The organism is Aequorivita sp. H23M31 (assembly GCF_004022485.1).
GTDB classification, from domain to species: Bacteria; Bacteroidota; Bacteroidia; order Flavobacteriales; family Flavobacteriaceae; genus Aequorivita; species Aequorivita ciconiae.
Genome location: NZ_CP034951.1, coordinates 2,481,372 through 2,506,535, shown reverse-complemented (window position 1 = coordinate 2,506,535; position 25,164 = coordinate 2,481,372). Strand labels below are relative to the sequence as shown.

Here is a 25,164-nt window from a genome sequence, read left to right as displayed (position 1 = left end):
CGTGACTAATTCTGATAAATATCTAACAACTAAAGATTTTCTGGTTTCAGGAGAATCTTTTGATTTGGTTTATAACCGAAAAATGGATCTACTGGAAACATTTCCACAACCCCCCGCCTCCGCTCTAATTAAATACTATGAAAGCGAAGAATATATCTCCCATACGGATGATAAAAAGGGACTGCTCGCTGGCTTATATCAGATCGTTAAGAAATGGTCGCTTAGGAACAAAACTTCTTTAATTTTCAAACAAAATTCTGGCATTGGTTCCTTACTTGATGTAGGAGCCGGGACGGGAGAATTTCTTAAAGTCGCTCGTTCAAAAGGGTGGAAGGTTCAAGGAATGGAACCGAGTTCGAAAGCGGCTATTTTGGCAAAGGCAAAGGATTTAGAATTAAAAAACTCTCTTTCTGATTTTAAAGGGGAACAATTTGATGTAGTAACGCTTTGGCATGTTCTTGAGCATATTCCCGATTTAGAGGAAACTATCAACAAGCTGAGCTCATTGGTGAAATTAAATGGAACTTTAATTATCGCAGTTCCCAATTTTAAAAGTTTTGATGCCTCACATTATGGTAAGTTCTGGGCTGCCTATGATGTCCCAAGACATTTATGGCATTTTTCCAAACTAGCGATTGAAAAGTTATTTAGAGAAAATTTTGAATTGGAACGAATCGAACCTATGATTTTTGATTCCTTTTATGTAAGTCTTCTTTCAGAAAAATATAAAAGTGGGAATAAGTTTTCTATTCGCGCATTTTGGATTGGGCTGAAATCGAATTTCAGTGCAAAGCGTTCCAAGGAATACTCCTCACACATATATTGTCTTCGTAAAACCAAATAAGCGTTTTTCTCCCCTAATAAAGGATTTTTAGGCTTTTTGAGACCGAACCATTCTAATTATTTATTAGCTCCTATAAAGCGATTGAACTACGCCGTTTTTAATAAAAAATTACTATTGGAAGTGCATCAGGCTATAGAGCTGATTTATACTCATTCTGATATGTGGATAAGTCTTGTCAATTTAATGGAAAGATCGGTAAAGATTATTTTTCCATTACCGTTACGCTCAATGTGGTAAGATGCATCTTCAAGTGCAGAGGCAATCTCAAAAATATTGTTTTGATGAACGAAAGGAGAAAATTTGGTTAGAGAAAAGCTTTTGTCCCGAGATTCAAAATAAAGTAAGCCATCTGCCTGATAATTTTTAAGCAGTGCCTGACGAAAAATCTCTATACAATACGACAGGAATTTCTTTTGGGTTTCGCGCCCTTGTTTAGCTAATTCGTCGCTCCAGTCCAAAAGGTTGTTTATTGCTCCCTTATTTCCTTTTGCTCTAAATGCCGTTCGTACCCAGGCGATAAACCATTTTTCGAAAACTTCATCTTCACCAGTTTCATTTAATAAATGAAGGGCTTTATTATAATCTCCCCTAGAGCGTCGGGCCACCTGTACCGAAAGTGATTCTGAGATTTCTTCATTTTTCATCAAACCTTGGGCTATATCGGCTTCAGAAAGCAGTGGAAAATTTAATTTTTGGCAGCGGGAGTGAATAGTTGTTATGATTTGTCCCTCTTTTTCTGCGAGCAATAGCAAAACTGTTTTATCGGAGGGTTCCTCTATTAACTTTAGGATTTTGTTGGAACATTCAATATTCATGTGCTCCGCCATCCAAATTATCATTACTTTATAACCACCCTCAAAGGATTTAAGCGAAAGTTTCTTTGATATTTGCTCAGCTTCAAATTTACTGATATTTCCTTGTTTATTTTCAATTCCAATGCTCTGGAGCCATTCGAATAGAGATCCATAAGGATTATCTAACACAAAATTCCGCCAGGCCTCTGCATAGTTATCAGATACAGCATTCTTTTTTACCTCATCATTCGTATTTACTGGAAAAACAAAATGAAGATCGGGATGAATAAGGCGAGAAACCTTGTTTTTGCACTGAATATATTCGGGACTGTCTTTTTCAAATTGCCTACATAACAATTCCGAAGCATAAGCAAGAGCCATTGGCAACAATCCACTACCATTATTCCCACTAAATAATTGGGCGTGTGGTATACGGCCATTGGCAACCGTTTTTATAAGGTGGGACTTTAGGTGTTGATTCCCGATGACTTCTGAAAAATCCATTCGCAAAAATAATCAAATTTTTTAGCTATAATACAGCATATTTTTATGTTCTTGCTCATTTCCTCTCCCTTAGTTCAGACGGTAGTCTGTAGTCGGTAATAGATAGACTGATGAGGGGGTAATGGATTTTGGGCGCTTAAAGACGGATGACGGGTGATGGGATATCGGATTTTCAGATGATTGATTCATGTCCCCTTCGCTGTCAGGCCCTTAGTCCTGTCTCATGATCCCCTTCCGTCTTGTTTCCTGAATTCGTTATGCATTAATTATCAAAAAACTATCTTTGCAGAATAAAATTAACGACCATGAAAACTGTAAATGACATAGATTTTAAAGGTAAAAAGGCACTAATTCGGGTGGATTTCAATGTCCCTCTTAATGATGACCATAAAGTAACGGACGATACCAGAATCAGAGCTGCCAAACCTACCATTATCAAAATTCTTGAAGATGGTGGAAGTTGTATTTTAATGTCACATCTTGGCAGACCTAAGGATAATGAAGAGGAATTTTCTCTCCGCCATATTGTACCTTCATTATCCGAAATTCTTGGAGTAAAGGTGAAATTTGTCGATGAATGCATTGGACCGAAAGCAGAAGCCGCGGTGGCCGATTTGAAGCGGGGCGAAGTTTTGCTACTGGAAAATCTTCGCTATCATCCAGAAGAAACTAAAGGAGATGTTGATTTTGCCGAAAAACTTTCCAAACTTGGAGATATTTATGTGAATGATGCCTTTGGTACGGCCCATCGCGCACACGCTTCTACTGCTATTATTGCCCAGTTTTTTCCGAAGGACAAATGTTTCGGATTATTGCTGGCGTCAGAGATTGAAAGCATTAAAAAGGTTTTGAATGACAATAAGAAACCGGTTACAGCAATAATTGGAGGTGCAAAAGTTTCTTCAAAAATTACCGTTTTGGAAAGTATTCTAGATGCCATTGATCATTTGATCATAGGTGGTGGTATGGCATTTACCTTTATAAAGGCGCAAGGAGGCAATGTGGGAGACTCTCTTGTGGAAGAAGATAAACAAGATGTTGCTCTGGACATATTAAAGATGGCTAAAAAGAAAAATGTATCCGTGCATTTGCCCGTTGATGCTATTATTGCGGATAGTTTTTCAAATGAGGCCAAAACTCAGACCAGCCAGATAAACAATATTCCCACCGGGTGGATGGGCCTGGATGCCGGTCCAGAAACTAACAAGATATTTGCGGATGTAATTGCCGATTCAAAAACTATTCTTTGGAATGGTCCTGTTGGCGTTTTCGAAATGGATAAATTTTCCCAAGGCACGAAATCCTTAGGTGAAAGTATTGCCAAGGCTACAAAAAACGGCGCATTTTCCTTAGTTGGAGGAGGCGATTCTGTGGCTGCGGTGCAAGAGTTTGGTCTGTCAGATAAGGTAAGTTATGTTAGTACTGGAGGTGGCGCAATGATCGAAATGCTGGAAGGAAAAACATTACCGGGGATTAAGGCATTGGAGTAAAAATGTTAAATATCTGGTTTACAGGTTATTTGAGTAAAAAATTTGCCTACTTTCGAAGAATTATTACTTTTGGAAAAATTAAATTGAAAAAAGTACGTTATATCGCCGTACGTCCCTATATTAATTTTACAAACATTTCGAAGAAGCACGTTTGTTGGTAACCTTTAAAACCCCAGAAAAAGTCTGATGAAATTATCAAAAATCCTTCCTTTTGTCTTGTTGGCAGCCTCTTGTAACATTGGCGTTGCCCAGAATAACAAAAAATCATCAAAGACCCTTCCAACCAAGAAAGTTAAGGTTATTGATTCAATAAAGGTAACCCAATTTACAGACGATTTGCCCTCAACGGTGGTTGCCACGAAGTTAAAGGATAGCCTAGTTTATAATCTTCAAGATATAGCTGTTGCCCGAGAGAAGGATAGTCTCTGGTTAAAGGAAATCTATAAATCCGATTTGTTTGATGATATCTATAACAGCGTAGTAAACCAGAATTACGAAAAGGTGGAGTATACCGAGCTTCCTACCGAATTATTAAAAAAGAGGTTAAAGGAATTGGATGCACGTACCCCATTTAAAGTGGAATACAATGAAGCATTAGAAAGTGTAATAAAACAATATCTTAAAAACCGAAGAGGAAGTTTGCAGCGTTTAATGGGTCTTAGTGAATATTACTTTCCAATGTTTGAGGCCGAATTGGACAAACATCACCTGCCTTTGGAATTGAAATATCTTGCCGTAATAGAATCGGCCTTGAATCCTCAAGCTCGTTCCAGAGTGGGTGCTACGGGTCTTTGGCAATTTATGTTTGCCACCGGTAAAATGTTTGGACTGGATGTAAGCTCCTATGTTGATGAACGATCCGACCCCATTATGGCAACGGAAGCAGCTTGTAAATACCTTAAAAGTTTAAATGAAAGTTTTAATGATTGGGATTTAGCCCTTGCGGCATACAATTCCGGCCCGGGAAATGTTTCCAAAGCAATACGTCGTTCTGGAGGAAAAACCAATTACTGGAATTTAAGAAGTTATCTTCCACGTGAAACCGCGGGATATGTACCTGCGTTCCTGGCAACAATGTACATCTTTGAATATGCCAAGGAACACGGCTTCGAAAAACAACCGTCCAGAATTCCTTATGTGGCCACAGACACCATTAAAATAAAGCGTCAAATTACCCTGGAGCAGGTTGCAAAACTTACCAACCTGGATATGGAAGAACTTCAGTTTTTAAATCCTTCCTATAAATTGGGGATAATCCCAGTGGTGAAGGATGAAAATTATGTGTTGCGCCTTCCTATTACTGCCGTGGGAACATTTGTGAATAACGAAGAAGCCATTTATGCTTTTGTGGAACAAGAAAGTGAAGAAACAGATAAGGCAGCTCCTGAACTTTATGAGCAACCTTCAAAAATCCGCTATCGTGTTAAGAGCGGTGATTTTCTCGGAAAAATCGCAACCAAGTACGGGGTAGGCGTTAATCAGATAAAGCAGTGGAACGGATTGCGTAATTCAAATGTAAAGGTTGGACAGAGTCTGATTATATATCCTCGTAGTACAGGTCAGGAAATCGCCTCAAATAGCCCCGTAAAGAGCAATGCCACATCAGAAAAAACTTATACTGTCCGCAATGGCGACTCTCTTTGGAGTATTTCCCAAAAATTTCCAGGAGTTTCGGTTCAGAATATCAAAAAATGGAACGATATTAGTGGTACTAACTTAAAACCTGGAACTACACTCAAAATTCATAAGGGATAGTTCCAAAAACATCCTTTAGATGAAGCCACTTTATTTTGTGCTACTTGCCTTTATAGTAGTATTGTCCTCCTGTAGCGAAAACGGGAAACGCGATAAATCCCTTGTACCTAGCTCCGTAGGAAACATCAATGCACTGCAAGTCATTGTCCCTAATGACTTATGGAATGGTATTGTGGGAGAAGCGATCCGTAATAATTTTGCCGCTCCTACCGACGGACTTCCACAGGACGAGCCGTTGTTTTCAATTAACCAGATGCAACCTGAAAGTTTTACGGGTTTTGCCAGGAGCAATAGGATCTTTCTCTATGTGGTCCTAAATGACTCCAATTCCGTAAAAATGGCGAAAAATGAATATGCGAGACCTCAGACGGGAGCAATTATTAAGGGGAGTACTGAGGAGGAATTGGTCAATTTAATCAATGAGAATGCCCCAAAAATTATAGAAGCTTTCCACAAAAGTGAGATTGCCGAGAGACAGCGAAGAACGGAGATTTCCCTTTTAAAGACAGATTCCTTAAAAAAAGTGATGGGCGTTAGTCTTAAAATACCTTCTGCATATAGGTTGGCCAAAGCTACGGATAGTTTTTTCTGGTATAGAAAGGATCTTAAAGATGGCACAACAAATATTTTGGTATATGAAGCTCCCTTGGATTTTATTAAAAATGATAGTTCGGCAGTAGGTGATATTATAAAAATAAGAGATTCCATCGGAAGCAAGTTGCTGCCTGTGGAAGATGAAGGAATTTTCATTACGGAGGGTGCCTATGCTCCTTACCTCTTCAAAACAAAGCTTGACGGACATTTCGCATATCTAACCAAAGGCACTTGGGAGGTTAAAGATGCATATATGGGGGGTCCATTTCTAAACTTTGCAGTTCGGGATGAAAAGAACAATCGATATCTAATTTTAGAAGGGTTTACATACGCTCCCGCTGCCAGAAAACGAGACCTCCAATTTGAACTGGAATCTATTTTGGAATCTGCCAAAATTCATTAAAAAACTGTGAGAAAAATATTCATATTGGAAGATTAATCCTAGTATATTTACTTCCCTTCTTCCCTACTCTATCAAGAATGATGATGAGTCTCGGATATTTCGAGTCAAATTAATTTTAAAAAAAATCCCCAAACATTATCTGAATGGGGATTTCTATATTATAAAGAATAAATCTTATTTATTCTCATCTATCTTTTTGTCGGTTGTTTCATCTTTGGAAGCATCCTTGAATTCTTTAAGACCACTTCCTAGACCACGCATCAGTTCAGGGATTTTCTTTCCACCGAAAAGCAACAATACAATAATAACGATTAAAGCAATCTGCCAAGGGCCAATAGCTAAGGGAAGGAATAATGCACTCATTAGTTTGTTATTTAATCTTGCAAAGGTAGCAAGAATTGTTTAGATATAACGTTTTGAGCTAGACTTTAGTGTTTAAGGATTGAGTTTAATTTATATTTGTAAAAAAGCTTTTCAGCTAATGGTAAAGAAGGAAAAACCAGTCAAGAGATTCAGAAAGAAACTGTTGCACAAATACCGCTTGGTAATTCTAAATGAAGAAACCTTTGAGGAACGGTTTTCATTTAAGCTCAACAGGCTTAATGTTTTTGTGTTCAGTACTCTTTTTGCCTTGTTTTTAATATTGACGACAACTATAATTATCGCTTTTACTCCGCTGCGGGAATATATTCCTGGCTACTCCTCTACTAACCTAAAACGCAGGGCGACAACGCTAGTTTACAAAACCGACTCACTACAGCGCATTATCGACCTTAATGAACAATATCTGGCATCAATAAAGAAAGTATTGACCGGAGATGTAAAAACAGTAGAATTTAATAAGGATTCCATTATCGAGCTTGCCAAAACCGATCCTTCGGTTCTAGTACGAACATCCAGAAGGGATTCGCTGTTACGAGACCAAGTTTTACAAGAAGATAAATACAATCCATTAATTGGTATCCGCGATCAACAATATACTTTGTTTTCTCCCGTAAATGGCACCATCTCCTCGCCTTATGACAGCAAAACCAAGCATTACGCCGTTGATATTGTTACTGCCAAGGATGCGCCGGTAAAAGCCATAGCGGACGGTACCGTTATCTTTGCCGAATGGACGGCCCAAACCGGAAATGTTATTATTCTCAAACATAATAACAACCTAATCTCGGTTTATAAACATAACGCAATGTTAACTAAGGGAGAAGGAGAATTGGTGAAGGGTGGGGAAGTCATTGCTACAGTGGGAAGCACGGGAGAACTCACCACGGGCCCGCATTTGCACTTTGAACTATGGCGCGATGGAATTCCGGTTAACCCAACAAGTTATATTGATTTTGATTAATAGCGTATGTCCGTAAAATCCTTTTCAGCAAAAATATTCGCCAAGGTTATCGTAAGTCAGATAAATCAATGGTCTGAAAAGCCGGTGGAAACTCAGCAGAAGGTTTTTGATAAGTTAATTTCAGAAGCAAAAAATACTGCCTTCGGAAAAGATCACGGATTCGATGATATCAAAAGCTTTAAGAATTTTACTGAAAGAGTGCCAGTTCGGGATTATGAAGAATTAAAACCATACGTTGAACAGGTTGTTGCCGGTAAAGAGAATGTATTATGGCCAGGCAAACCAATTTATTTTGCCAAAACCTCTGGCACAACTTCTGGAGCAAAATATATACCTCTCACCAAGGAATCCATGCCATTCCATATTGAAGCGGCGCGAAATGCCATTTTATGCTATATCCACGAAACAGGAAAGGCGGATTTTGTCAATGGAAAAATGATCTTTTTGCAGGGAAGTCCTGAAATGAGTGAAAAGAATGGGATTAAAGTGGGTCGATTATCAGGTATTGTCGCCCACTACGTTCCCTCCTATCTCCAAAAAAACCGACTTCCAAGCTGGGAGACCAACTGTATTGAAGATTGGGAAACAAAGGTAGATGCTATTGTAGACGAAACGAAAGATGAAAATATGACTGTAATCAGCGGCATCCCGTCTTGGGTACAGATGTATTTTGAAAAACTTCAACAACGAACGGGTAAAAAGGTCGGCGATCTCTTTAAGAATTTTAATTTGTTCATTTATGGAGGAGTAAACTATGAACCCTACCGATCAAAATTTGAAAATCTAATTGGAAGAAAAGTCGATAGTATTGAGCTATTCCCCGCGAGCGAAGGATTTTTCGCCTTTCAGGATAGCCAGAAACAAAAGGGAATGTTATTGCTTTTAAATTCAGGGATTTTTTATGAATTTATTGAGGCAAACTCTTTCTTTGAGGAAGATGCAAAACGCATCACTATCGGAGAAGTGGAGCTCGGGGTAAACTATGTAATGATTATTTCCACAAATGCTGGTCTTTGGGCTTACAATTTAGGCGATACGGTACAGTTTACTTCCCTTGCACCTTATCGTGTAATTGTTTCTGGACGGATTAAGCACTTTATTTCCGCCTTTGGGGAACACGTAATAGGCAAAGAGGTAGAAGAAGCGATGAACAAGGCCATTGCGAAATTCGGCTTTTCTATTTCTGAGTTTACTGTAGCTCCTCAAATTACTCCTCAAAATGGGGGACTACCCTATCATGAATGGCTGGTTGAGTTTGAACAAGAGCCAGAAAATATTCAAAAGTTATCTGAATTTTTGGATCAAGAAATGCAGAAACAGAATTCTTATTATTACGATCTGATTGTAGGAAAAGTACTTCAACCCTTGAAGATAAATCCACTTAAAAAAGATAGTTTCCATAAATTTATGAAGTCACAAGGGAAATTGGGGGGCCAAAATAAGGTGGCCCGACTTTCCAACGATCGTAAAATAGCAGATGCCTTGATCCAGATTCAGCCTTAAAATTAATAGTATATTTGCGTTTAATGATTAAATTGAATTCACACACACGAACACGGGCGCAGGAAAGCACAGGGGCTATTGAAAAGCTGTATATCACCATGCGTCATCTTTTGAATCGGGGATTTTATAAACCTATGGGCGTTTCGGGAGAATCGCTGCTCGATTCTTTATTAACCTTAAGACCCGAAATCTACGGGTCCATTACGGAAGATAAAATAGAACTCCAGGGTCTGTTGTACATTATGGACCGCTTGCCCTATGGAATCGAAGAATGTAGGTACATAAATCTAACAAGCGACGAAGGATATAAGGATTCGCACTTTGGGCCTATTATCCCTCTTAAAAGGCGGAGAAACTGCTACAGGATAGATTCCGAGCAAATGAATATCGAGATTACTCGCGGACGATCTGAAATTTATGATATTCTCACCCATCTCACCTTTCTCTTTATTGAGTCGCACAAAATAATGAAACAGGTGCTGATTAATGAAAATGGCGAAGTTATACGCGATTGGAAGAAACTGGAGCAGGTGGTTCTAAAGGATGGGGAACTTACCCAAGAAGAAAAGGAAGTTGCCCTAACCCACACCGCCAATTTCTTGGGACGAACATTTGAGGAGATTAAAAATGCCTTTCCTTACTTCGCCCACGAAAAAAATGAAAATCGTTTTTTCAGCATAATATACTATATGGGCAAATTGGCCATGGCGGAAGTAGTGAGTGACGATAAGCGAATTATAACTTTTAGTCCTGTTTTAAGAGAACGTCTGGGCCATCACATCCACGGCGAACAGTGGGCACATAGAATTAAGCAGACCTTGCAGGAAAATGGACTGTTGCAACGGCCATTGCACATAGTGAGCGCGAATATGCACAGCGTGATGAACAGCTTGTTTGCTGAAAAGGCCCTGCCTTTAGAATTTGCCAAGAAGAAATCTCTTCAGGTTTTTGAAACTCTTAGTAGTCCAGCGAGTATGGGATTACGGACAAAAGTTATGAAAACCGCCACTTCTCAGGGAATGATATTTCTGGAAGATACTAGTGGCACCAATATCGACATCCAAATATTCGATACCGCCAAGATTAAGAATAATACCTATACCGAAACCCTAAAAAATGTTGAAGAAATCCAGAGGCCCGTTATTATTGTAATGGACTACGCTTTTGGAGAGCAGGCATACGAAACAATGGATGAGTTGTTAAAGCCCTTTACCGATTCGAAAAACAAACAAATATTCCTTAATGTGTCCTCTGTTTCCATTATGGGGAAAGCGGGTATTTTAGAGGGAGAAAAGGGAGATATTATGATTCCGTCGGCCCACGTTTTTGAAGGTACGGCAGATAATTATCCTTTTGAAAACGAATTGGACAAATCACATTTTAGTGAAGATGATGTAAAGGTTTTCGCTGGAACTATGATTTCAGTATTGGGGACTTCCCTACAAAATAGAGATGTTTTAAAGTTCTTCCACAACTCTACTTGGAATGTTATCGGTTTGGAAATGGAAGGTGCACATTATCAAAAAGCAATTCAGGCAGCATCAAAAATTAGACGAAGTATTAGCGCGGATGTTAAGGTGAGATATGCATATTACGCTTCGGATAATCCCCTTGAAACAGGAAGTACTTTAGCTTCTGGTGGATTGGGTACTACAGGAGTAAAACCTACCTATTTAATTACCGATAAGATGTTAAAGCAGATATTAGACACTCCTAAAAAATAATTTTGAAAAACAATAAAGTACTGATTACGGGGGGCGCAGGGTTTATCGGCTCTAATTATGTGGAATATATTCTTCAAAATCCAGAAGATGAAATTTTCGTTCTCGACAAGCTTACCTACGCCGGAAATCTGAAAAATCTAGAGACGGTTTCGGATAAAATAACTTTTATAAAGGGAGATATTTGTGATGAAGGATTGATAGATAAATTATTCTCGGAACATCAATTTCAAAAGGTAGTTCACTTCGCTGCTGAAAGTCATGTGGACAATTCCATTTCTGGTCCTTCGGAATTTATCCAGACCAATATAGTTGGCACTTTTAATTTGCTCCAAGCTTCCTATAAAACTTGGATGACCGGTCCCAATGCTTTAAAAGATGAATTTGGAAATGCGCGTTTTCTTCACATTTCTACCGACGAAGTGTATGGCACTTTAGGTGAAACGGGATTGTTTACTGAAAAAACCTCCTATGCACCCAACAGTCCGTACAGTGCTTCAAAAGCATCATCAGATTTTATAGTGAGAAGCTATTTTCATACTTATGGATTGCCGGTTGTAACAACCAACTGCTCTAATAATTACGGGCCCTATCAGCACAAGGAGAAATTAATTCCTACGGTAATCAGAAAGGCAATTTCAGGAGAGCCCATCCCCATTTACGGCGATGGGAAAAATGTACGGGATTGGCTGTATGTAACAGATCATTGCAGTGGGATTTATCGAGCTCTCCAAAATGGGAGACTTGGTGAAACTTACAACATTGGTGGAAAAAATGAGCGGAACAACATTTATATTGCAGAGGTTATTTGTGATTTATTGGATGAAATGCTTCCAAAAAACACTTCTTATAAAGAGCTTATAACGTATGTAAAGGATCGTCCGGGTCACGATTTTAGATATGCTATTGATGCTTCGAAAATCGAAAAGGAATTGGGTTGGAAAGCAGCAGAAAATTTTGAAAGTGGCATCCGAAAGACGATTTCATGGTATTTGGAGAATCGCGATAGATTATAACAAAGTGTTCATAATGAGATTATTAATAGAAAGTCAGCGGAATATAACTCTTGTATAGCAGTCTGTTATTTATTACTTTTGATGGAATTAATACACGATTAACAATACTTACGGCTGTCTAAAATTTGTGTTGAAAATAATTATAATCAGGAAAGTACAGACTGCATTAAGATTTGACAAGGATTTGTTGGATCTCGTTAAGGGAAAGGCTAAAGCTGAAAATCGAAGTTTAAATAATTATATAGAATATTTACTTTTTCACGAAGTAGGTAATATTCCAAATGCGGAAACGCAACAAGCTATTAATGAAGCTGGTAATGACATAAATTTGACCCGAATTATTTGGTTTCAAATTGAAGCGCCAAAAACCATAAAACTGATTAGGATCGGATCTCATTCCGATTTATTTTATACCATAAAATTAACAGAATTCAGAGACCTGTTAGGTTTAAATCAACATATTAATGAAAGGAATAATACTAGCAGGAGGATCGGGTACACGTTTACATCCAATTACTTTGGCCGTAAGCAAGCAGTTAATGCCCGTGTATGATAAACCAATGATTTATTATCCTTTATCTACGCTTATGTATGCCGGCATCAGGGATATTCTCATTATTTCTACACCCAAAGATCTGCCACTATTCAAACAACTTTTGGGAGATGGGAAAAACTTGGGATGCAATTTTTTTTATGCGGCACAAGAAGAGCCTAATGGCTTGGCAGAAGCCTTTATTATTGGAAAGGAATTTATCGGGAAAGATAAGGTCGCCTTGATACTGGGAGACAATATTTTTTACGGATCAGGGTTAAAAGAACTGCTGCAATCCAATAACGATCCAGATGGCGGCGTTATTTATGCTTATCACGTACTTGACCCCGAGCGATATGGAGTTGTCGAATTTGATGAGGACGGAAAAGCACTTTCAATTGAAGAGAAACCCATAAATCCGAAATCAAATTATGCTGTTCCGGGCATTTATTTTTACGATAATAGCGTGGTGGGAATTTCCGAAAATATAAAACCCAGTGCAAGAGGCGAATTAGAAATTACGGACGTAAACAATGTATATCTGAAGAATGGAAAATTGAACGTTAGCATCCTAGATAAGGGAACGGCGTGGCTTGATACTGGAACATTTACTTCTTTAATGCAGGCCGCACAATTTGTAGAGGTAATTGAGAAAAGACAGGGGCTGAAAGTAGGCTCTATTGAAGAAGCGGCTTATGAAATGGGATATATTTCAAAAAAAGAATTAAACGCATTGGCCAAACCGTTACTCAAGAGTGGTTACGGAAAACATTTACTCCAAAACGATTAAACGTGAAGCTACTGAAAACTCCACTTAAAGACTGTTTCATCCTTGAACCCACTGTTTATAAGGACAAACGTGGCATATTTTACGAAACCTACAATCAAAAGCTATTTGAAAAAATCACAGGTCTAAACATCCAGTTTGTTCAGGATAATCAATCCGTTTCTACAAGAGGAGTTTTGCGCGGACTTCATTTCCAACACGGTGAAATGGCGCAAGCAAAATTGGTAACCGTGGTTAAAGGGAAGGTTTTGGATATTGTAGTTGATATCAGAAAGAACTCTGAAACTTTTGGAAAATCTTTTTCTATTATTTTGGATGATGTAGACCATCGCCAGCTGTTTGTGCCCAAAGGATTCGCGCATGGATTTATCACCTTATCTAAGGAATCTATTTTTTCATATAAATGCGATAATTTTTACGATGGTGCTTTCGAAGGCGGGATTAAGTTTGATGACGCAACCTTGGCATTGGATTGGCATCTTCCAAAGGAAGCATTTATTATTTCAGAAAAAGATATGGGTCTTCCCAGTTTTGAGGAAGCGGTTTCTCTTTTGAAAAGGGAGTAGAAGTGGTTTTTAATTTCCCTTTATTCAATAAATTAGATTAAGAAATGGATATTTCAATATTTTCCCCACATATTTTTTGGTCTTATAAAAAAAATTCGGACTTGCCCAATGCGTTGATTATTAGCCAGGTCTCCCTCTATGGGGAAATAGAAGACAGGCTTCTGATGAGAAAACTATTTCCAAAAAAGGAAATCCACAAAGTTTTGGAAACTCTGAGTGCTAAATACCCAAAGCGTGTTCATTTTATTGAAAAGGTAATATTGTAATGAATAGATACACGGGATATATTTGTGGAAAATATCGGAGCTTATCTTGGGCTAAAAGAGGTGGTTTCCAAGGTTGAACAAGAAGAGTACTTTGTGCAGGAGGTTAAAAAAATCCATAGACAAAAGAGAGCGGTAACAGTTTGGGAGAAATAAAGAAAATACTTGTCACAGGCGCAAACGGACAATTGGGAAGATGTATAAAAGATGCCGCCTCCGAGTTTCCCGCTCTCGAATTTGTCTTTGCCTCAAAGGAAGATCTCAACATTGAAAATGCTGATTCGATCAAAGATTTCTTCAGAAACAATAACTTTTCACATTGCATAAATACTGCTGCCTACACCAATGTTGAAAAGGCGGAAAGCGAAAAGGAAAAAGCTTTTTCCATCAATGCGGAGGCGGTAAAAAATCTTGCGGTAGTTTGTAAGGAAAATGACACTGTACTGCTTCACATTTCTACGGATTATGTTTTTGATGGCAAAAAAGAGTCTCCTTATTTGGAGAGCGATCCAACCAACCCTATCAATGTTTACGGCAGTTCCAAACTGAAGGGAGAGCAATGCCTCCAAGAAATCTGTGATAAAATCTACATTTTCCGGACCTCTTGGCTCTATTCCCAATACGGGCATAACTTTCTGAAAACTATTTTGAAATATGTTGAAGAAGAAAAAATCTTGACCATTACCACTGAGCAAATCGGGACACCCACAAATGCAAATGATTTAGCGCGCGCATTACTGGAAACAATAGAAAATGACCCCGAAGAATATGGTCTTTATCACTTCAGCAATAGGGAAGAAACGACTTGGTTTGGCTTTGCCGAGGAGATACTTAGGCAAACTGGAAAATTAGAAGTTGCAAGTCTTGCAAAAACAAACCATTACCGTACTTTTGCCGCACGGCCGGCGTATAGTGTTTTGGATAATGCAAAGGCAAAAAATATGTTAGGTTTAAAAAATAGGGATTGGCGCGAGAGCCTAGAATCTGTAATAAATAAGACATTCAATAATTCATAATATTTTTGTTTATGGCACAGCAGCATTCTTCGGAAGAGATTGATTTGGGGTATTTTTTTAGAAAGTCCAATGATGTATTCAAGCGGATGGCCAGAGGAATATTTGAAATTCTTCACTTTTTTAAAAGATTTTTCATTTGGATACTTCTTTTAATAATTATAGGATTTGCTATTGGCTATTACAAAGATACTTCTGCTGTAGCCGTTTATGATAACCGGGCTATCATTATTCCTAATTTTGAAAGTGTAGACTATGTATATGACAAGATTGAAGCTGTCAATTCCAAAATTAAAGCACGTGACACCACTTATCTAAAAACTATTTTTGGTGAAAATGCCGGAAAAGTAGGTATTATGGAGATTGAAGCAATTGTGGATATTTACAACTTTGTTTCAAAATCCAGAACCAACATTGATATTTTGCGAATTCTTTCCCAAAACCAGAATTTTTCTGAATATGTAAATGACGTTGCCACCAGCAAATATTACAAGTACCATAGATTCAAAATCCCCGTACTGGGGAAGGATGCTTCAGAAAAGGTTGTGGCAGATTTTTTTAAGTACCTAAACGAGAATGAGCACTTTAAAGCCTATCAAGAAGTTTATACCGACACCAAAGCCTTTGATATAAAAGAGCATTATGATATGGTTTCTCAAGTAGATTCCCTAGTTGAGGCTAGCTCCAGAATGTATAGTGTTGGTTCTAATGTATCTGTTAACAATAACAGCGATTTACATTTTTTAATAGAAAGAAAGCGGCTTTTGATAGAAGACATCTATCAGCTTAGAACGGATTTATTGGACTATTCTACACCGATAAAAATTGTTAGCGTTGATTATAACCTAAAACCGGAGAGGCTTTTGGAGATACCTAATAAGGTTAAGTTTCCGATATTCTTGGTGTTCTTATTTTCGATGGTGTTTTTTGTTATCTATCTATTTAAACACTTAAGGACCTATGCTGAATTGGAGAAGCCAGAACCAATAGATCGCAAATAAGAGGTTATTTATTCCGAAACGGAGTTTACGATTATTCCTCTCCCCGGGGTAAGCTGGAAATAAAAGATGTTATTATGAAAATACTATTTGTAAACCCTCATATGAAAATGGGGGAATAGCGAATTCATTGAACAACTTGCTCATTGAGCTTAACAAGAATAAGAACCTATCGATTGAATTACTATGCTTCAATCCGTATTTTGATGATAAATTCTCTTCGCTACACGACAATTTTAAAGTTCATTCTCCCTTCCTAATAAAATGTCTTTACATTACCTTTAAAGATGCAAGGAGGAATTTGCCTTGGTATTCGTGGCCAGCATTCCTATGTGTGAAATTATTTTTAAAAATTGTTGGTGAGAATGCTGCACGAAGTTTTTTTATTAAATCAATTTACCGGAATTGGAATAAAGGAACAAAATATGATGCCGCTATTTCTTTTTCAAATGATATTCCGAAAAAAAACTCCTTATTGGGTTCAAACGATTTCGTTTTATCCTCAGTAACCGCAAATCAAAAGATTGCCTGGATTCACAATGATTTGGAAAGACTGGGGATAACCCGAACATATATTTTAGATCGCTACAAAGACTTTGACAAGGTGGTTTCGGTTTCGCAAAGTTGTAAAGTTGATTTTGATTCATTAGTGCCCGAGTTTTCCAAAAAGTCCTTCCTGGTACACAACTATATCGATCCCAGAATAATCCTGGAAAAAGCAACAGAATTCAATCCCTATAAAGAAAGGGATGAAGGTCTTATTTTTGTGACGGTGGCAAGGATTGATAATACCCAAAAAAGAATAGATCGAATAATTGAAATAGCTGGGAAATTAAAGGAGAATGGGCATATTTTCAAATGGTTTATCGTAGGAGATGGGCCAGATAGGCTTGATCTTGAAAAGCAAGTTGGAGCCGCCGATCTTAAAAACTATGTTTCTTTTGAAGGATTTAAACAGAATCCATATCCCTACTTAAAATATGCGGATTGTTTTGTTCTTACCTCAGATTTCGAGGCTCAGGGAATGGTTCTAAGCGAGGCACTTATTGTGGGCACACCAGTTATTACTACCGACTTTCCCGCTGCCAAAGAATTTGTAATAGATGGGGTAAATGGGAAGATTACAGGTAGAAATACGGAATCGCTTTTTAAAGCGGTGGAAGAAGTCCTGAAAAATCCATCTATTTTAAAATCATTTCAAGAACAAATTCAAGGTTCGAGACTTGAAGAAATGGCGGAGACCAGCATTCGGGAATTTAAAGAAATGTTGGAATATTAAAACCTAAAAAGATGGAGGTTAAGGGCAGTATTATGAAAGGCGTAAAATGGACAACTGCCGGCACGATCGGGGTTGCCGTTTGTTCCTTGCTTAGATTGTCAATATTAACTCGCTTTCTAGATACAAGAGATTTTGGTCTTATGGCCTTAGCTCTTTTTGTTTTGGGAATTATTGAGCTTTTTATGGATATGGGCCTAACCTCTGCCATTTTCCACAAACAAAAAATATCCAAAAATGAATATTCCAGTCTGTATTGGATAAACCTAGTTTTCGGTCTCTTAATTTTTGGAATTATTGCCCTTATTTCGCCATATATCGCTGATTTTTATAACGAACCATTGTTAAGCCAGCTTATCATTATAATGGCTTTAGCCGTAATTGCTGCTGCTCTTGGTGGTCAATATAAAACAATTGAACAAAAGCAGTTAAACTTTAAGATAGTTGCTATGGTAGAGCTAATAAGCGCTATAGTCTCTCTAGCTCTTGCAATTTTTCTAGCTGTTTCCGGGTACGGAATTTATTCCCTTATCTTTTCTGCCTTGCTACAATATGCAACTCCCAATTTATTTTTCTTTATAAGGGGAACATTTACCAATCCTGTAAAACTTCATTTTAAATTAGCTGAGGCTCTTCCATTTTTACGCATTGGCATATATGAGGTTGGTAGCCAATTTGTCAATTATTTTAATCGGGATCTGGATGTTATAATTATTGGAAAATTATTTAGCACTGAATTATTGGGCGGGTACAGTTTGGCAAAACAACTTGTTTACAAACCTGCACAAATTGTAAATCCTATTATCACAAAAATATCAAATCCATTATTGGCCAGGTTTCAAAATGATATTGATGTTTTAAAAAGAAATTATTTGAAGCTGATCAATTTAGTGTCGTCCATTAATTTCTTTGTTTATTTGGGTGTAATCATATTTGCTCCCCTAATTGTTTCAATATTGTATGGCTCGGGTTACGATCATATTGTTATACTTGTGCGTATCCTAGCTATATATATGTATATTAGAAGCATTGGGAATCCCATCGGCAGTCTTGTAATTGCAACCGGTCGAACTAACATTTCATTTTACTGGAATTTATTTTCAATTGCAATAATGTCCATCTTTATATTTACAGCAAGTCAATTTTCTCTAGAAGTCGTAGCTTGGGCAATGACCGCTGGATTTGTCTTTTTATTTGTGCCCAATTGGTGGCTTTTGGTGTATAAGATGACCAGAGCGAGCTTGGGGGAATTTGTTAATGCAATTATTCCCAAACTATATATTAATGAAATAAGAGGCTTTGTATCAAAGTCCAGAAATTGAATCATTACTTGAAAATGAGGAAAATTATAACTTATATATTTTTTGTCATCGGTTTTACTATTTTATGTAGTTGTCAATCGAAAGGGAGTAAGGATGTAAAGCACCCCGGAACAATAAGAAACCACGATCTAAGTCTTCCACAATGGGGTCCATACACTAAAAAATACGTGGGAATTTCACATATTCCTGATACACAGCAAGGCCTGCGTTTTGATCTGTCAGTTTTTCCTTCTTTCTACACTAAGGCAATCCAGCCACCAGATGTATTACAGACTTCAAATTTTTACCCTTGGGAAGCATCCCCAGATCTTGAATACTTTTCGTATAGACACGAACTGGAGTGGAAGGACAAGGTTTATACCGACATAGCGTATGCCGAAATAGATGAAAGTTCCAGAGCAATCGAAATGATCTGTGTGAACAATACAGACTCCATTCAAAATCTCACGATGCATTTGGTATCCTCCATGCATTTTCCTCCTTTGGCGCCGCATAAACCCGAAATTCCACTTATTTATGATATTATTTACCTACCCGAAAATGGACTTTGGGTGGACGCCCTGGATTATGAGAGCTTGACCTTTAAAAATCCGTGGATCAAGGATGAATTGGTTCCCGATGGAATGATGAGAGCGGAGGTACGTGAAAACGGACTCGTAAACGGAAGTGCGATCGGGAATGGATTTGGTGGACATTCAGGAGATATTGTAAATTATAAATTTGAAGTTCCTAATAAGATTCAAAATGCCATTCTCTGTATTCGATATAAAATCGAAGGAACTAAAGCGGCCCAACTACAATTGAGCGGATTTGTAGATAAAACAATAGACCTTCCCTTCACCGCTAATTTAAATTTTAGCAAGACTTCCATTGGGGACCTGCCAAGTGGAAAATACGAAATAAAGTTGGAAACAAAATCGACCACTCGGTTGGTAATCGACGGATACGCCTTTGTTTCTCAAAAGGATTTTGATAAAATTACTATAGATACCGTATTATGGAATAGTGTTCCGGAAATCATAAAAGGGCCCTCCCCGAATTCTGTGATTCTAAAATATCAAAATACAGATGTGTATTATGGTGTACAATGGGACAATCCGGACTTCAAATTGGGTCAATGGTTTGCCAAGGATTTACCTGGAAACTTTAATGCGGAATTAAATGCTTCAGATAAAACCAATTTCCATATTGACGAAGGAGGCCATTTTACCGATGTTGCAATTCAGCCAATCGAAATAGCTCCCAATTCATCGAAAACCATAAAAGGAATGGTTTGCGCCGGCACGCTGGAAGATGTAAAGTCCAAACTGGAAAAAGCGGACAAACTGGATTTTGAAAAATACTTTGCCAAGGCCAAGAAAAATCTGCCCCAGTACAATACAGTTCCTGAGGGAGATAAATACTTGTTTAGTCAAGAACGAATGGCGGCTACTACTATAACGAATGTAGTATATCCAATTTATACTCAAAATCAATATATACGCCATCATGCTCCTGGTCGCAAATGGGATTGCCTATACACTTGGGATTCTGGATTTATTGGTATTGGCCTTAGCCAATTGGATATGGAACGTGGGATAGAGAATCTGAACGCATATTTAACCGGCCCAGATCAACAATCGGCTTTTATCCATCACGGCACTCCCCTTCCCGTTCAAATATATTTGTTTCAGGAATTGTGGAATAAAAACCAGTCGGAAGAATTTTTAAAGGAGTCCTATCCCCGATTAAAAAGGTATTATGATTTCTTAATAGGAAATGTGAGTACTTCCACCACCAGAAATCTGAAATCAGGTTTGATTACCACTTGGGACTATTTTTATAATTCGGGAGGTTGGGATGACTATCCACCCCAAAAATATATGCACGATAATAATTTGGCAAAGACTACAGCTTCGGTTGTAAGTTCGGCACATATGATTCGAGTTGCCAAAATTCTTAAAATGGCAGCTGAGGCACTGGAAATTAACGAAGATGTAAAATCATATAACAAAGACATTACGGAGCTCTCAACGGCTTTAAATGAGTATTCCTGGGATAAAGAGAGTGGTTATTACGGTTATGTACAACACACTTCTGGAGGAAGGCCAAAGGGAATTTTAAAATACCAAGACTCTATCAACTACAACAAGGGTTTAGGTGGAGCTTCCCCTTTAATAGCAGGAATATGCAATGACGATCAAAAGGAAAAAATTCTTTCGCATTTAAAAACCAAAGGCGAAATTTGGTCAGATATGGGCCTGTCCACCGTAGATCAATCCGCGCCATACTTTAGTAAAACAGGCTATTGGAACGGCCGGGTATGGATGCCACATCAATGGTTTTTTTGGAAAACCATGCTCGATCTTGGCGAAGATGATTTTGCCCATAAAATTGCCATAACGGCTCTCGATGTATGGAAACGAGAAACCGAGAGAACGTATAATTCTTTCGAGAGTTTCCACATTGATAGGGAACAAGGAGATGGATGGTACCAATTTAGTGGTCTTTCCGCTCCTGTATTATCTTGGTTTAATGCCTATTACCAAATTGGAAATCTAACCACAGGTTATGATGTTTGGGTTGAAAAAGAAGAATTTAATAAAGACTACACCCAACTAAATGCGACCTTAAAAGTAAATGACCATAAAGACAAGCCTTTTTCATTGATAGCTTGTCTGAATCCCGAATATTCGTATGACGTTTATTGGAACGATGAAAAAGTTCCGCATAAGGAATTGAACAAGGGAACACTAAGCATTAATATTTTAGGGGGTCATTCTGAAATAGGTGAATTGAAAATAAAGAAAAAAAGGAGTTAAACTCCTAAAGTTTTTTCAAAGTAAATAATATTTATTTCCCAAGTGGTTAAAAGAAAAGACATACAAATGGAGCGGTCGGAGTTCCGAAAATTTCATTCTTCAATATTATACGCCGTCAACGATTTAGTCATTCCCAAAAACTTTTCCTGATAGATTTTTGCTTCAGGAAAAAGTTCTTTCATTTTATTTTTGGAAAGGAGAATTATCTGCTCCGCTTGATCTTTTGCCTCTTCATGTGAGATTTTTGTACCTCTGGAAAGCTTTGTTTTACTCAGCACAAAAATCTTGGTTTTCTTCGGTAAAAATTGGAAATAGGGCAATAAGTAATGGGGCTCAACAAAAAAATATTTATAGGGAGTTTGAATATAATAGTTCTTCCCCACTCTTTGCACCTCATCTGCCATCAGTTTTTGGTTCTCAGATGTATATAAATGCTCAATAACCGAATTTGAAAAAACCAAGTCGAAAGAGTTATCCGCAAATTCAGATAAATTGCACGCATCTCCTTTTACCGAAACCATATTTGGATAGTGGGTTTCAAATTTCGTGAGGTTTAAAAGTGTAATCTTTATATTTTTCTTTTCGTGATAACCTCTGTTTTCCCAAAAAGATTCGGTACCGCCTACATCCAGAATGTTTATGGTTTTTCCGTTTTCTAATTTCTTTAACTGGCTTTCAAAAAAAGCAAATCTTTTATTTCTAAATTGATTGGCGAGTGACTTCTTATTATTGTAGTTGGCGAGATTGTTTATAAAAGACATTTTCGGTTATTTGAAGTTGCTATAAACTTTAATTTTATTCCAAGTTATAATGTGGAATTTAAAAATGAAATAAATTATGTTAGCGTTTCTGAGGGATTAAAGTAATTAAATTTTTTTGCTTTTTTTCTCATTCCAACTATCGGAAAAGATAATCCATCCTTCTTTTACAAAACAGTCCAATAGGCCTTTATTTCCTTGTAAGCAATGGTACATTGTCCTTAATTTGGGTATTGGAAACGAAAGTTTTTATCATTCAACTTGATATTCAGAATTCTTGTTTTGGAAAATCAGAGCATAAATATAACAAAGGGAAATTGAAATTGTTAGCTTTGTCGAAGCATTAAATTGGTTTAATTGAAGTTATTTTAACAAGTTTTATTTAGGTTTCAGCCTAGGCCAACCTAATATGTAACCAATATAGTATTAAATAACACATTATATTGGTTTCTTGGGAGTAAGAAAAAATTAGATAGGATGAGGTTATTAGTGGTTTTCCCATGTTTTAATGAGGAAGAGGTTTTAACAAATACAGTTAAAAGATTTTTTATCTATTTCGAAAACATAATTGAATTGGGTATTATTTCAAATGATAGCCGTATTTGTTTTGTGGATGATGGAAGTGTGGATAAAACCTGGGACATAATCACATCTTTTCCGCAAAAATATATAAATGCGATAAAATTCAGCAATAATTTTGGACATCAAAATGCATTATTGGCCGGACTGGAAAATTTTAAGAACGAATTTGATGTATACATTACCCTTGATGTTGACTTGCAGGATGATTTTAATGTTATCGGAGAGATGATTGCAAAAAATAAGGAAGGATTTGATATTATTTATGGCGTAAGAAATGATAGATCGACTGACAGTGTTTTAAAAAGAGGTACAGCAAAAATGTTTTACACTTTAATGGAAAAGATGGGTGTAAAAACAATTAACAATCATGCTGATTTTCGGTTAATAAACAATCAAGCATTACTATCACTACTTAAATTTCCGGAGTCACATCTTTTTTTAAGAGCAGTTTTCCCTTTAATAGGCTTAAATCACACCATAGTTTATTACAAAAGATTTTCGCGAGAAGAAGGTGAGTCAAAATATCCTTTAAGAAAAATGCTATCCTTTGCGTGGGATGGCATTACATCATTTTCTGCTACTCCCTTAAGAATCGTTTTATTGGTTGGCTTACTTTCTATTTTTTTATCTTTTCTTCTATTGCTATGGGCAGCCGTTCAATTGCTCCGGGGAAATGTAATTCACGGTTGGTTTTCGATGATAGCCGTTGTAACCTTTTTTGGTGGTATACAAACCTTTGCTATTGGAATAATAGGAGAATATATTGGTAAGATTTATATCCAAACCAAAAAAAGACCACGTTACATTATTGATAAAATCGTAAAGAAATAAACGAATGTCGAAAAAGATAATTCTGTACCTGCTATATTTTTTTTCAATTTTAGTCTTTTCAAAATTAATCTATCATGTATTTTTATCTCTAGAAGAAAATACTCCTATTCTTTTGGTAAAATGGGTGAAAATTTTCTTGGTTCTGTCTTCAGCCTTTGTCCTGTTTAAACTTATTAATAATAGAAAAATATCGAACTTATTTTTTGGTGTTTTTTTGGTTTTATTCTCATTGTCTTTAAGATATTGGTGGATTTTCAATGTAAATACTGAGCCAATTTCAGACTTTAGCGTCATGTTTCATTCTGCCCAAAAGTTGATGACTGGAAATATTTCTGCAGTTCGTGATAATCCTTACTTTATAAAATATCCTTCAAATATTCCTTTTACCGCATATCAAGCAATAATATTATTTTTCTCCAATTCCGTTTTGGCCCTAAAGATATTAAACGTGATTTTTGGAACTTTGATAGTATGGCTTGTTTATAAGATTTCAAAACTAATTAGTGGTGGACCAACAGGACGAATCACTGGACTTATTTCGGCGCTATACCCACCTTTAATAATCTATTCTTCTGTACTGACGAATCAAACATTGTCAATATTTTTTATGTTGTTGGCTATATGGATGTATTTTAGGAAGAAAAACTTGATTTATGTGGGTGCAGTATTGGCGTTGGCCAACTTGATACGACCAACCATTACTGTCTTTTTTATAGGCTTGTTTGTCTTTATGATTCTTACTTTCATTTTTGAAAATAAGATTGATTTTTTTAAATCAGGGAAAATACTTTTTTTAAACCTAGGAAAACTAGCAGGCTCTTATTTTTTAGTTCTAATGCTATTAAGCTTTTCATTTCAATGGTTAGAAATAAGCAAACATGGTTTATTGAATGACCCAATACCAAGCTATAAGTTGCTCGTAGGTTTAAACCCGAAAACTATTGGTCATTATTCAACGGAAGATGCAAGCCTTACAGACAATCTAGACACGTTTGAAGAAAATGCAAAACCATTAATTAAAGAAAGGCTTAAGGATAAAACAAAACTTAGAACGCTTTTAGACGAAAAATTTATAAAAATGTGGGCTAAAAAGGATGCAGGGACCTATTGGGCATTTACATCAAATATCAAAAACAAAAATGATTTTGAGTTTATAACATTATTTGAACAATATTTTTATATCTTTTTAATAGGAATGGGAATTATTTTCATTCTATTAAGCCTTAAATTTCAGGGAGCTTCTCCTCTCTCCCCGTATTTATTATTCTATTTAATAATTTTAGGCTTTGTTCTGATCTATTCTGTTTATGAGATACAATCGCGTTATCGCTATGAAATTTATCCCTTGTTCATTTTAATCGCTGGAGCAGGTTTTGCGAAATTATTTTTTAAAACTTCACATTTAGGCTCCATAAGAAGTGATGACAATGAAATTTCTCCAATAAAGTAATTGATGAAAAATCTCT

Annotated in this window: 20 protein-coding genes; 17 read left to right on the top strand and 3 right to left on the bottom strand. The window is 36.9% G+C overall.

The genetic code is table 11. The annotated features are described in order from the left end of the window. The first annotated feature begins 1 nt into the window (after position 1). Positions 2-844 (top strand): class I SAM-dependent methyltransferase, encoded by an 843-nt coding sequence (locus EI546_RS10980; protein WP_317127421.1) that lies wholly within the window; start codon positions 2-4, stop codon positions 842-844. Positions 845-993: 149 nt separating this feature from the next. On the opposite strand, the gene EI546_RS10975 is transcribed toward EI546_RS10980, so the two are convergent. Beyond that, the gene (locus EI546_RS10975) at positions 994-2,142 is read right to left on the bottom strand and encodes a DNA polymerase III subunit (protein ID WP_128250585.1); all 1,149 of its coding nucleotides are present in this window, start codon (positions 2,140-2,142) and stop codon (positions 994-996) included. Positions 2,143-2,447: 305 nt separating this feature from the next. On the opposite strand from EI546_RS10975, the gene EI546_RS10970 reads away from it, so the two are divergent. From EI546_RS10970 to EI546_RS10960, 3 genes are all read left to right on the top strand, one after another. Then, positions 2,448-3,632, top strand: coding sequence for a phosphoglycerate kinase (locus EI546_RS10970; RefSeq protein WP_128250584.1), 1,185 nt, complete (start codon positions 2,448-2,450; stop codon positions 3,630-3,632). 186 nt (positions 3,633-3,818) lie between these two features. Next, a complete protein-coding gene (locus tag EI546_RS10965) occupies positions 3,819-5,387 on the top strand; it encodes a LysM peptidoglycan-binding domain-containing protein (RefSeq protein WP_128250583.1) in 1,569 nt (522 codons plus the stop codon). Positions 5,388-5,406: 19 nt separating this feature from the next. Further along, positions 5,407-6,384 carry a DUF4837 family protein gene (locus EI546_RS10960; RefSeq protein ID WP_128250582.1) on the top strand — a complete coding sequence of 326 codons (978 nt, stop codon included), beginning with the start codon at positions 5,407-5,409 and terminating at the stop codon, positions 6,382-6,384. Positions 6,385-6,558: 174 nt separating this feature from the next. Here EI546_RS10960 and EI546_RS10955 read toward each other — a convergent pair whose 3' ends face one another. Next, positions 6,559-6,747: a Sec-independent protein translocase subunit TatA/TatB gene (locus EI546_RS10955; protein ID WP_128250581.1), complete on the bottom strand. Its 189-nt coding sequence runs from the start codon at positions 6,745-6,747 to the stop codon at positions 6,559-6,561. A 118-nt stretch (positions 6,748-6,865) separates the two neighbouring features. On the opposite strand from EI546_RS10955, the gene EI546_RS10950 reads away from it, so the two are divergent. The 11 genes from EI546_RS10950 to EI546_RS10890 all read left to right on the top strand — a co-directional run bounded on the left by EI546_RS10950 (position 6,866) and on the right by EI546_RS10890 (position 21,527). Continuing rightward, entirely contained in the window at positions 6,866-7,729 is an 864-nt protein-coding gene (locus EI546_RS10950; RefSeq protein WP_128250580.1) for a M23 family metallopeptidase, read from the top strand. A gap of 6 nt (positions 7,730-7,735) precedes the next feature. Next, positions 7,736-9,232 carry a GH3 auxin-responsive promoter family protein gene (locus tag EI546_RS10945; RefSeq protein WP_128250579.1) on the top strand — a complete coding sequence of 499 codons (1,497 nt, stop codon included), beginning with the start codon at positions 7,736-7,738 and terminating at the stop codon, positions 9,230-9,232. 23 nt (positions 9,233-9,255) lie between these two features. After that, positions 9,256-10,956: a DUF6909 family protein gene (locus EI546_RS10940; protein ID WP_128250578.1), complete on the top strand. Its 1,701-nt coding sequence runs from the start codon at positions 9,256-9,258 to the stop codon at positions 10,954-10,956. Between the two features lie 2 nt (positions 10,957-10,958). Next, positions 10,959-11,969 carry a dTDP-glucose 4,6-dehydratase gene (gene rfbB, locus EI546_RS10935; RefSeq protein WP_128250577.1) on the top strand — a complete coding sequence of 337 codons (1,011 nt, stop codon included), beginning with the start codon at positions 10,959-10,961 and terminating at the stop codon, positions 11,967-11,969. Between the two features lie 464 nt (positions 11,970-12,433). Further along, entirely contained in the window at positions 12,434-13,291 is an 858-nt protein-coding gene (gene rfbA / locus EI546_RS10920; RefSeq protein ID WP_128250576.1) for a glucose-1-phosphate thymidylyltransferase RfbA, read from the top strand. Positions 13,292-13,293: 2 nt separating this feature from the next. Further along, positions 13,294-13,854, top strand: a complete 561-nt coding sequence (gene rfbC, locus EI546_RS10915; protein ID WP_128250575.1) for a dTDP-4-dehydrorhamnose 3,5-epimerase — start codon at positions 13,294-13,296, stop codon at positions 13,852-13,854. 406 nt (positions 13,855-14,260) lie between these two features. After that, complete coding sequence (gene rfbD, locus EI546_RS10910; RefSeq protein ID WP_240673098.1) at positions 14,261-15,133, top strand: dTDP-4-dehydrorhamnose reductase; 873 nt, start codon at positions 14,261-14,263, stop codon at positions 15,131-15,133. Between the two features lie 11 nt (positions 15,134-15,144). Beyond that, complete coding sequence (locus EI546_RS10905; protein ID WP_128250574.1) at positions 15,145-16,131, top strand: hypothetical protein; 987 nt, start codon at positions 15,145-15,147, stop codon at positions 16,129-16,131. 331 nt (positions 16,132-16,462) lie between these two features. Beyond that, the gene (locus EI546_RS10900) at positions 16,463-17,407 is read left to right on the top strand and encodes a glycosyltransferase (RefSeq protein WP_164905226.1); all 945 of its coding nucleotides are present in this window, start codon (positions 16,463-16,465) and stop codon (positions 17,405-17,407) included. Positions 17,408-17,418: 11 nt separating this feature from the next. Continuing rightward, positions 17,419-18,726, top strand: coding sequence for an MOP flippase family protein (locus EI546_RS10895; protein ID WP_128250572.1), 1,308 nt, complete (start codon positions 17,419-17,421; stop codon positions 18,724-18,726). A gap of 14 nt (positions 18,727-18,740) precedes the next feature. Beyond that, positions 18,741-21,527, top strand: a complete 2,787-nt coding sequence (locus tag EI546_RS10890; protein WP_128250571.1) for an MGH1-like glycoside hydrolase domain-containing protein — start codon at positions 18,741-18,743, stop codon at positions 21,525-21,527. 92 nt (positions 21,528-21,619) lie between these two features. Here EI546_RS10890 and EI546_RS10885 read toward each other — a convergent pair whose 3' ends face one another. Then, entirely contained in the window at positions 21,620-22,288 is a 669-nt protein-coding gene (locus EI546_RS10885) for a class I SAM-dependent methyltransferase (RefSeq protein ID WP_128250570.1), read from the bottom strand. Between the two features lie 474 nt (positions 22,289-22,762). On the opposite strand from EI546_RS10885, the gene EI546_RS10880 reads away from it, so the two are divergent. Next, a complete protein-coding gene (locus EI546_RS10880; protein ID WP_128250569.1) occupies positions 22,763-23,698 on the top strand; it encodes a glycosyltransferase family 2 protein in 936 nt (311 codons plus the stop codon). 4 nt (positions 23,699-23,702) lie between these two features. Next, on the top strand, positions 23,703-25,148 hold the full coding sequence (locus EI546_RS10875; RefSeq protein ID WP_128250568.1) for an ArnT family glycosyltransferase: 1,446 nt from the start codon (positions 23,703-23,705) through the stop codon (positions 25,146-25,148). Positions 25,149-25,164 lie beyond the last annotated feature (16 nt).

What these genes read in the sequence shown, in the direction of transcription:
- EI546_RS10965 (WP_128250583.1), top strand. Translation starts at nt 3,819, where the DNA reads ATGAAATTATCAAAAATCCTTCCTTTTGTCTTGTTGGCAGCCTCTTGT.
- EI546_RS10875 (WP_128250568.1), top strand. Translation starts at nt 23,703, where the DNA reads ATGTCGAAAAAGATAATTCTGTACCTGCTATATTTTTTTTCAATTTTA.
- EI546_RS10890 (WP_128250571.1), top strand. Translation starts at nt 18,741, where the DNA reads ATGAGGAAAATTATAACTTATATATTTTTTGTCATCGGTTTTACTATT.
- EI546_RS10960 (WP_128250582.1), top strand. Translation starts at nt 5,407, where the DNA reads ATGAAGCCACTTTATTTTGTGCTACTTGCCTTTATAGTAGTATTGTCC.
- EI546_RS10955 (WP_128250581.1), bottom strand. Translation starts at nt 6,747, where the DNA reads ATGAGTGCATTATTCCTTCCCTTAGCTATTGGCCCTTGGCAGATTGCT.
- EI546_RS10940 (WP_128250578.1), top strand. Translation starts at nt 9,256, where the DNA reads ATGATTAAATTGAATTCACACACACGAACACGGGCGCAGGAAAGCACA.
- EI546_RS10905 (WP_128250574.1), top strand. Translation starts at nt 15,145, where the DNA reads ATGGCACAGCAGCATTCTTCGGAAGAGATTGATTTGGGGTATTTTTTT.
- EI546_RS10970 (WP_128250584.1), top strand. Translation starts at nt 2,448, where the DNA reads ATGAAAACTGTAAATGACATAGATTTTAAAGGTAAAAAGGCACTAATT.
- EI546_RS10975 (WP_128250585.1), bottom strand. Translation starts at nt 2,142, where the DNA reads ATGGATTTTTCAGAAGTCATCGGGAATCAACACCTAAAGTCCCACCTT.
- EI546_RS10945 (WP_128250579.1), top strand. Translation starts at nt 7,736, where the DNA reads ATGTCCGTAAAATCCTTTTCAGCAAAAATATTCGCCAAGGTTATCGTA.
- rfbA (WP_128250576.1), top strand. Translation starts at nt 12,434, where the DNA reads ATGAAAGGAATAATACTAGCAGGAGGATCGGGTACACGTTTACATCCA.
- EI546_RS10885 (WP_128250570.1), bottom strand. Translation starts at nt 22,288, where the DNA reads ATGTCTTTTATAAACAATCTCGCCAACTACAATAATAAGAAGTCACTC.
- EI546_RS10950 (WP_128250580.1), top strand. Translation starts at nt 6,866, where the DNA reads ATGGTAAAGAAGGAAAAACCAGTCAAGAGATTCAGAAAGAAACTGTTG.
- EI546_RS10895 (WP_128250572.1), top strand. Translation starts at nt 17,419, where the DNA reads ATGGAGGTTAAGGGCAGTATTATGAAAGGCGTAAAATGGACAACTGCC.
- EI546_RS10880 (WP_128250569.1), top strand. Translation starts at nt 22,763, where the DNA reads ATGAGGTTATTAGTGGTTTTCCCATGTTTTAATGAGGAAGAGGTTTTA.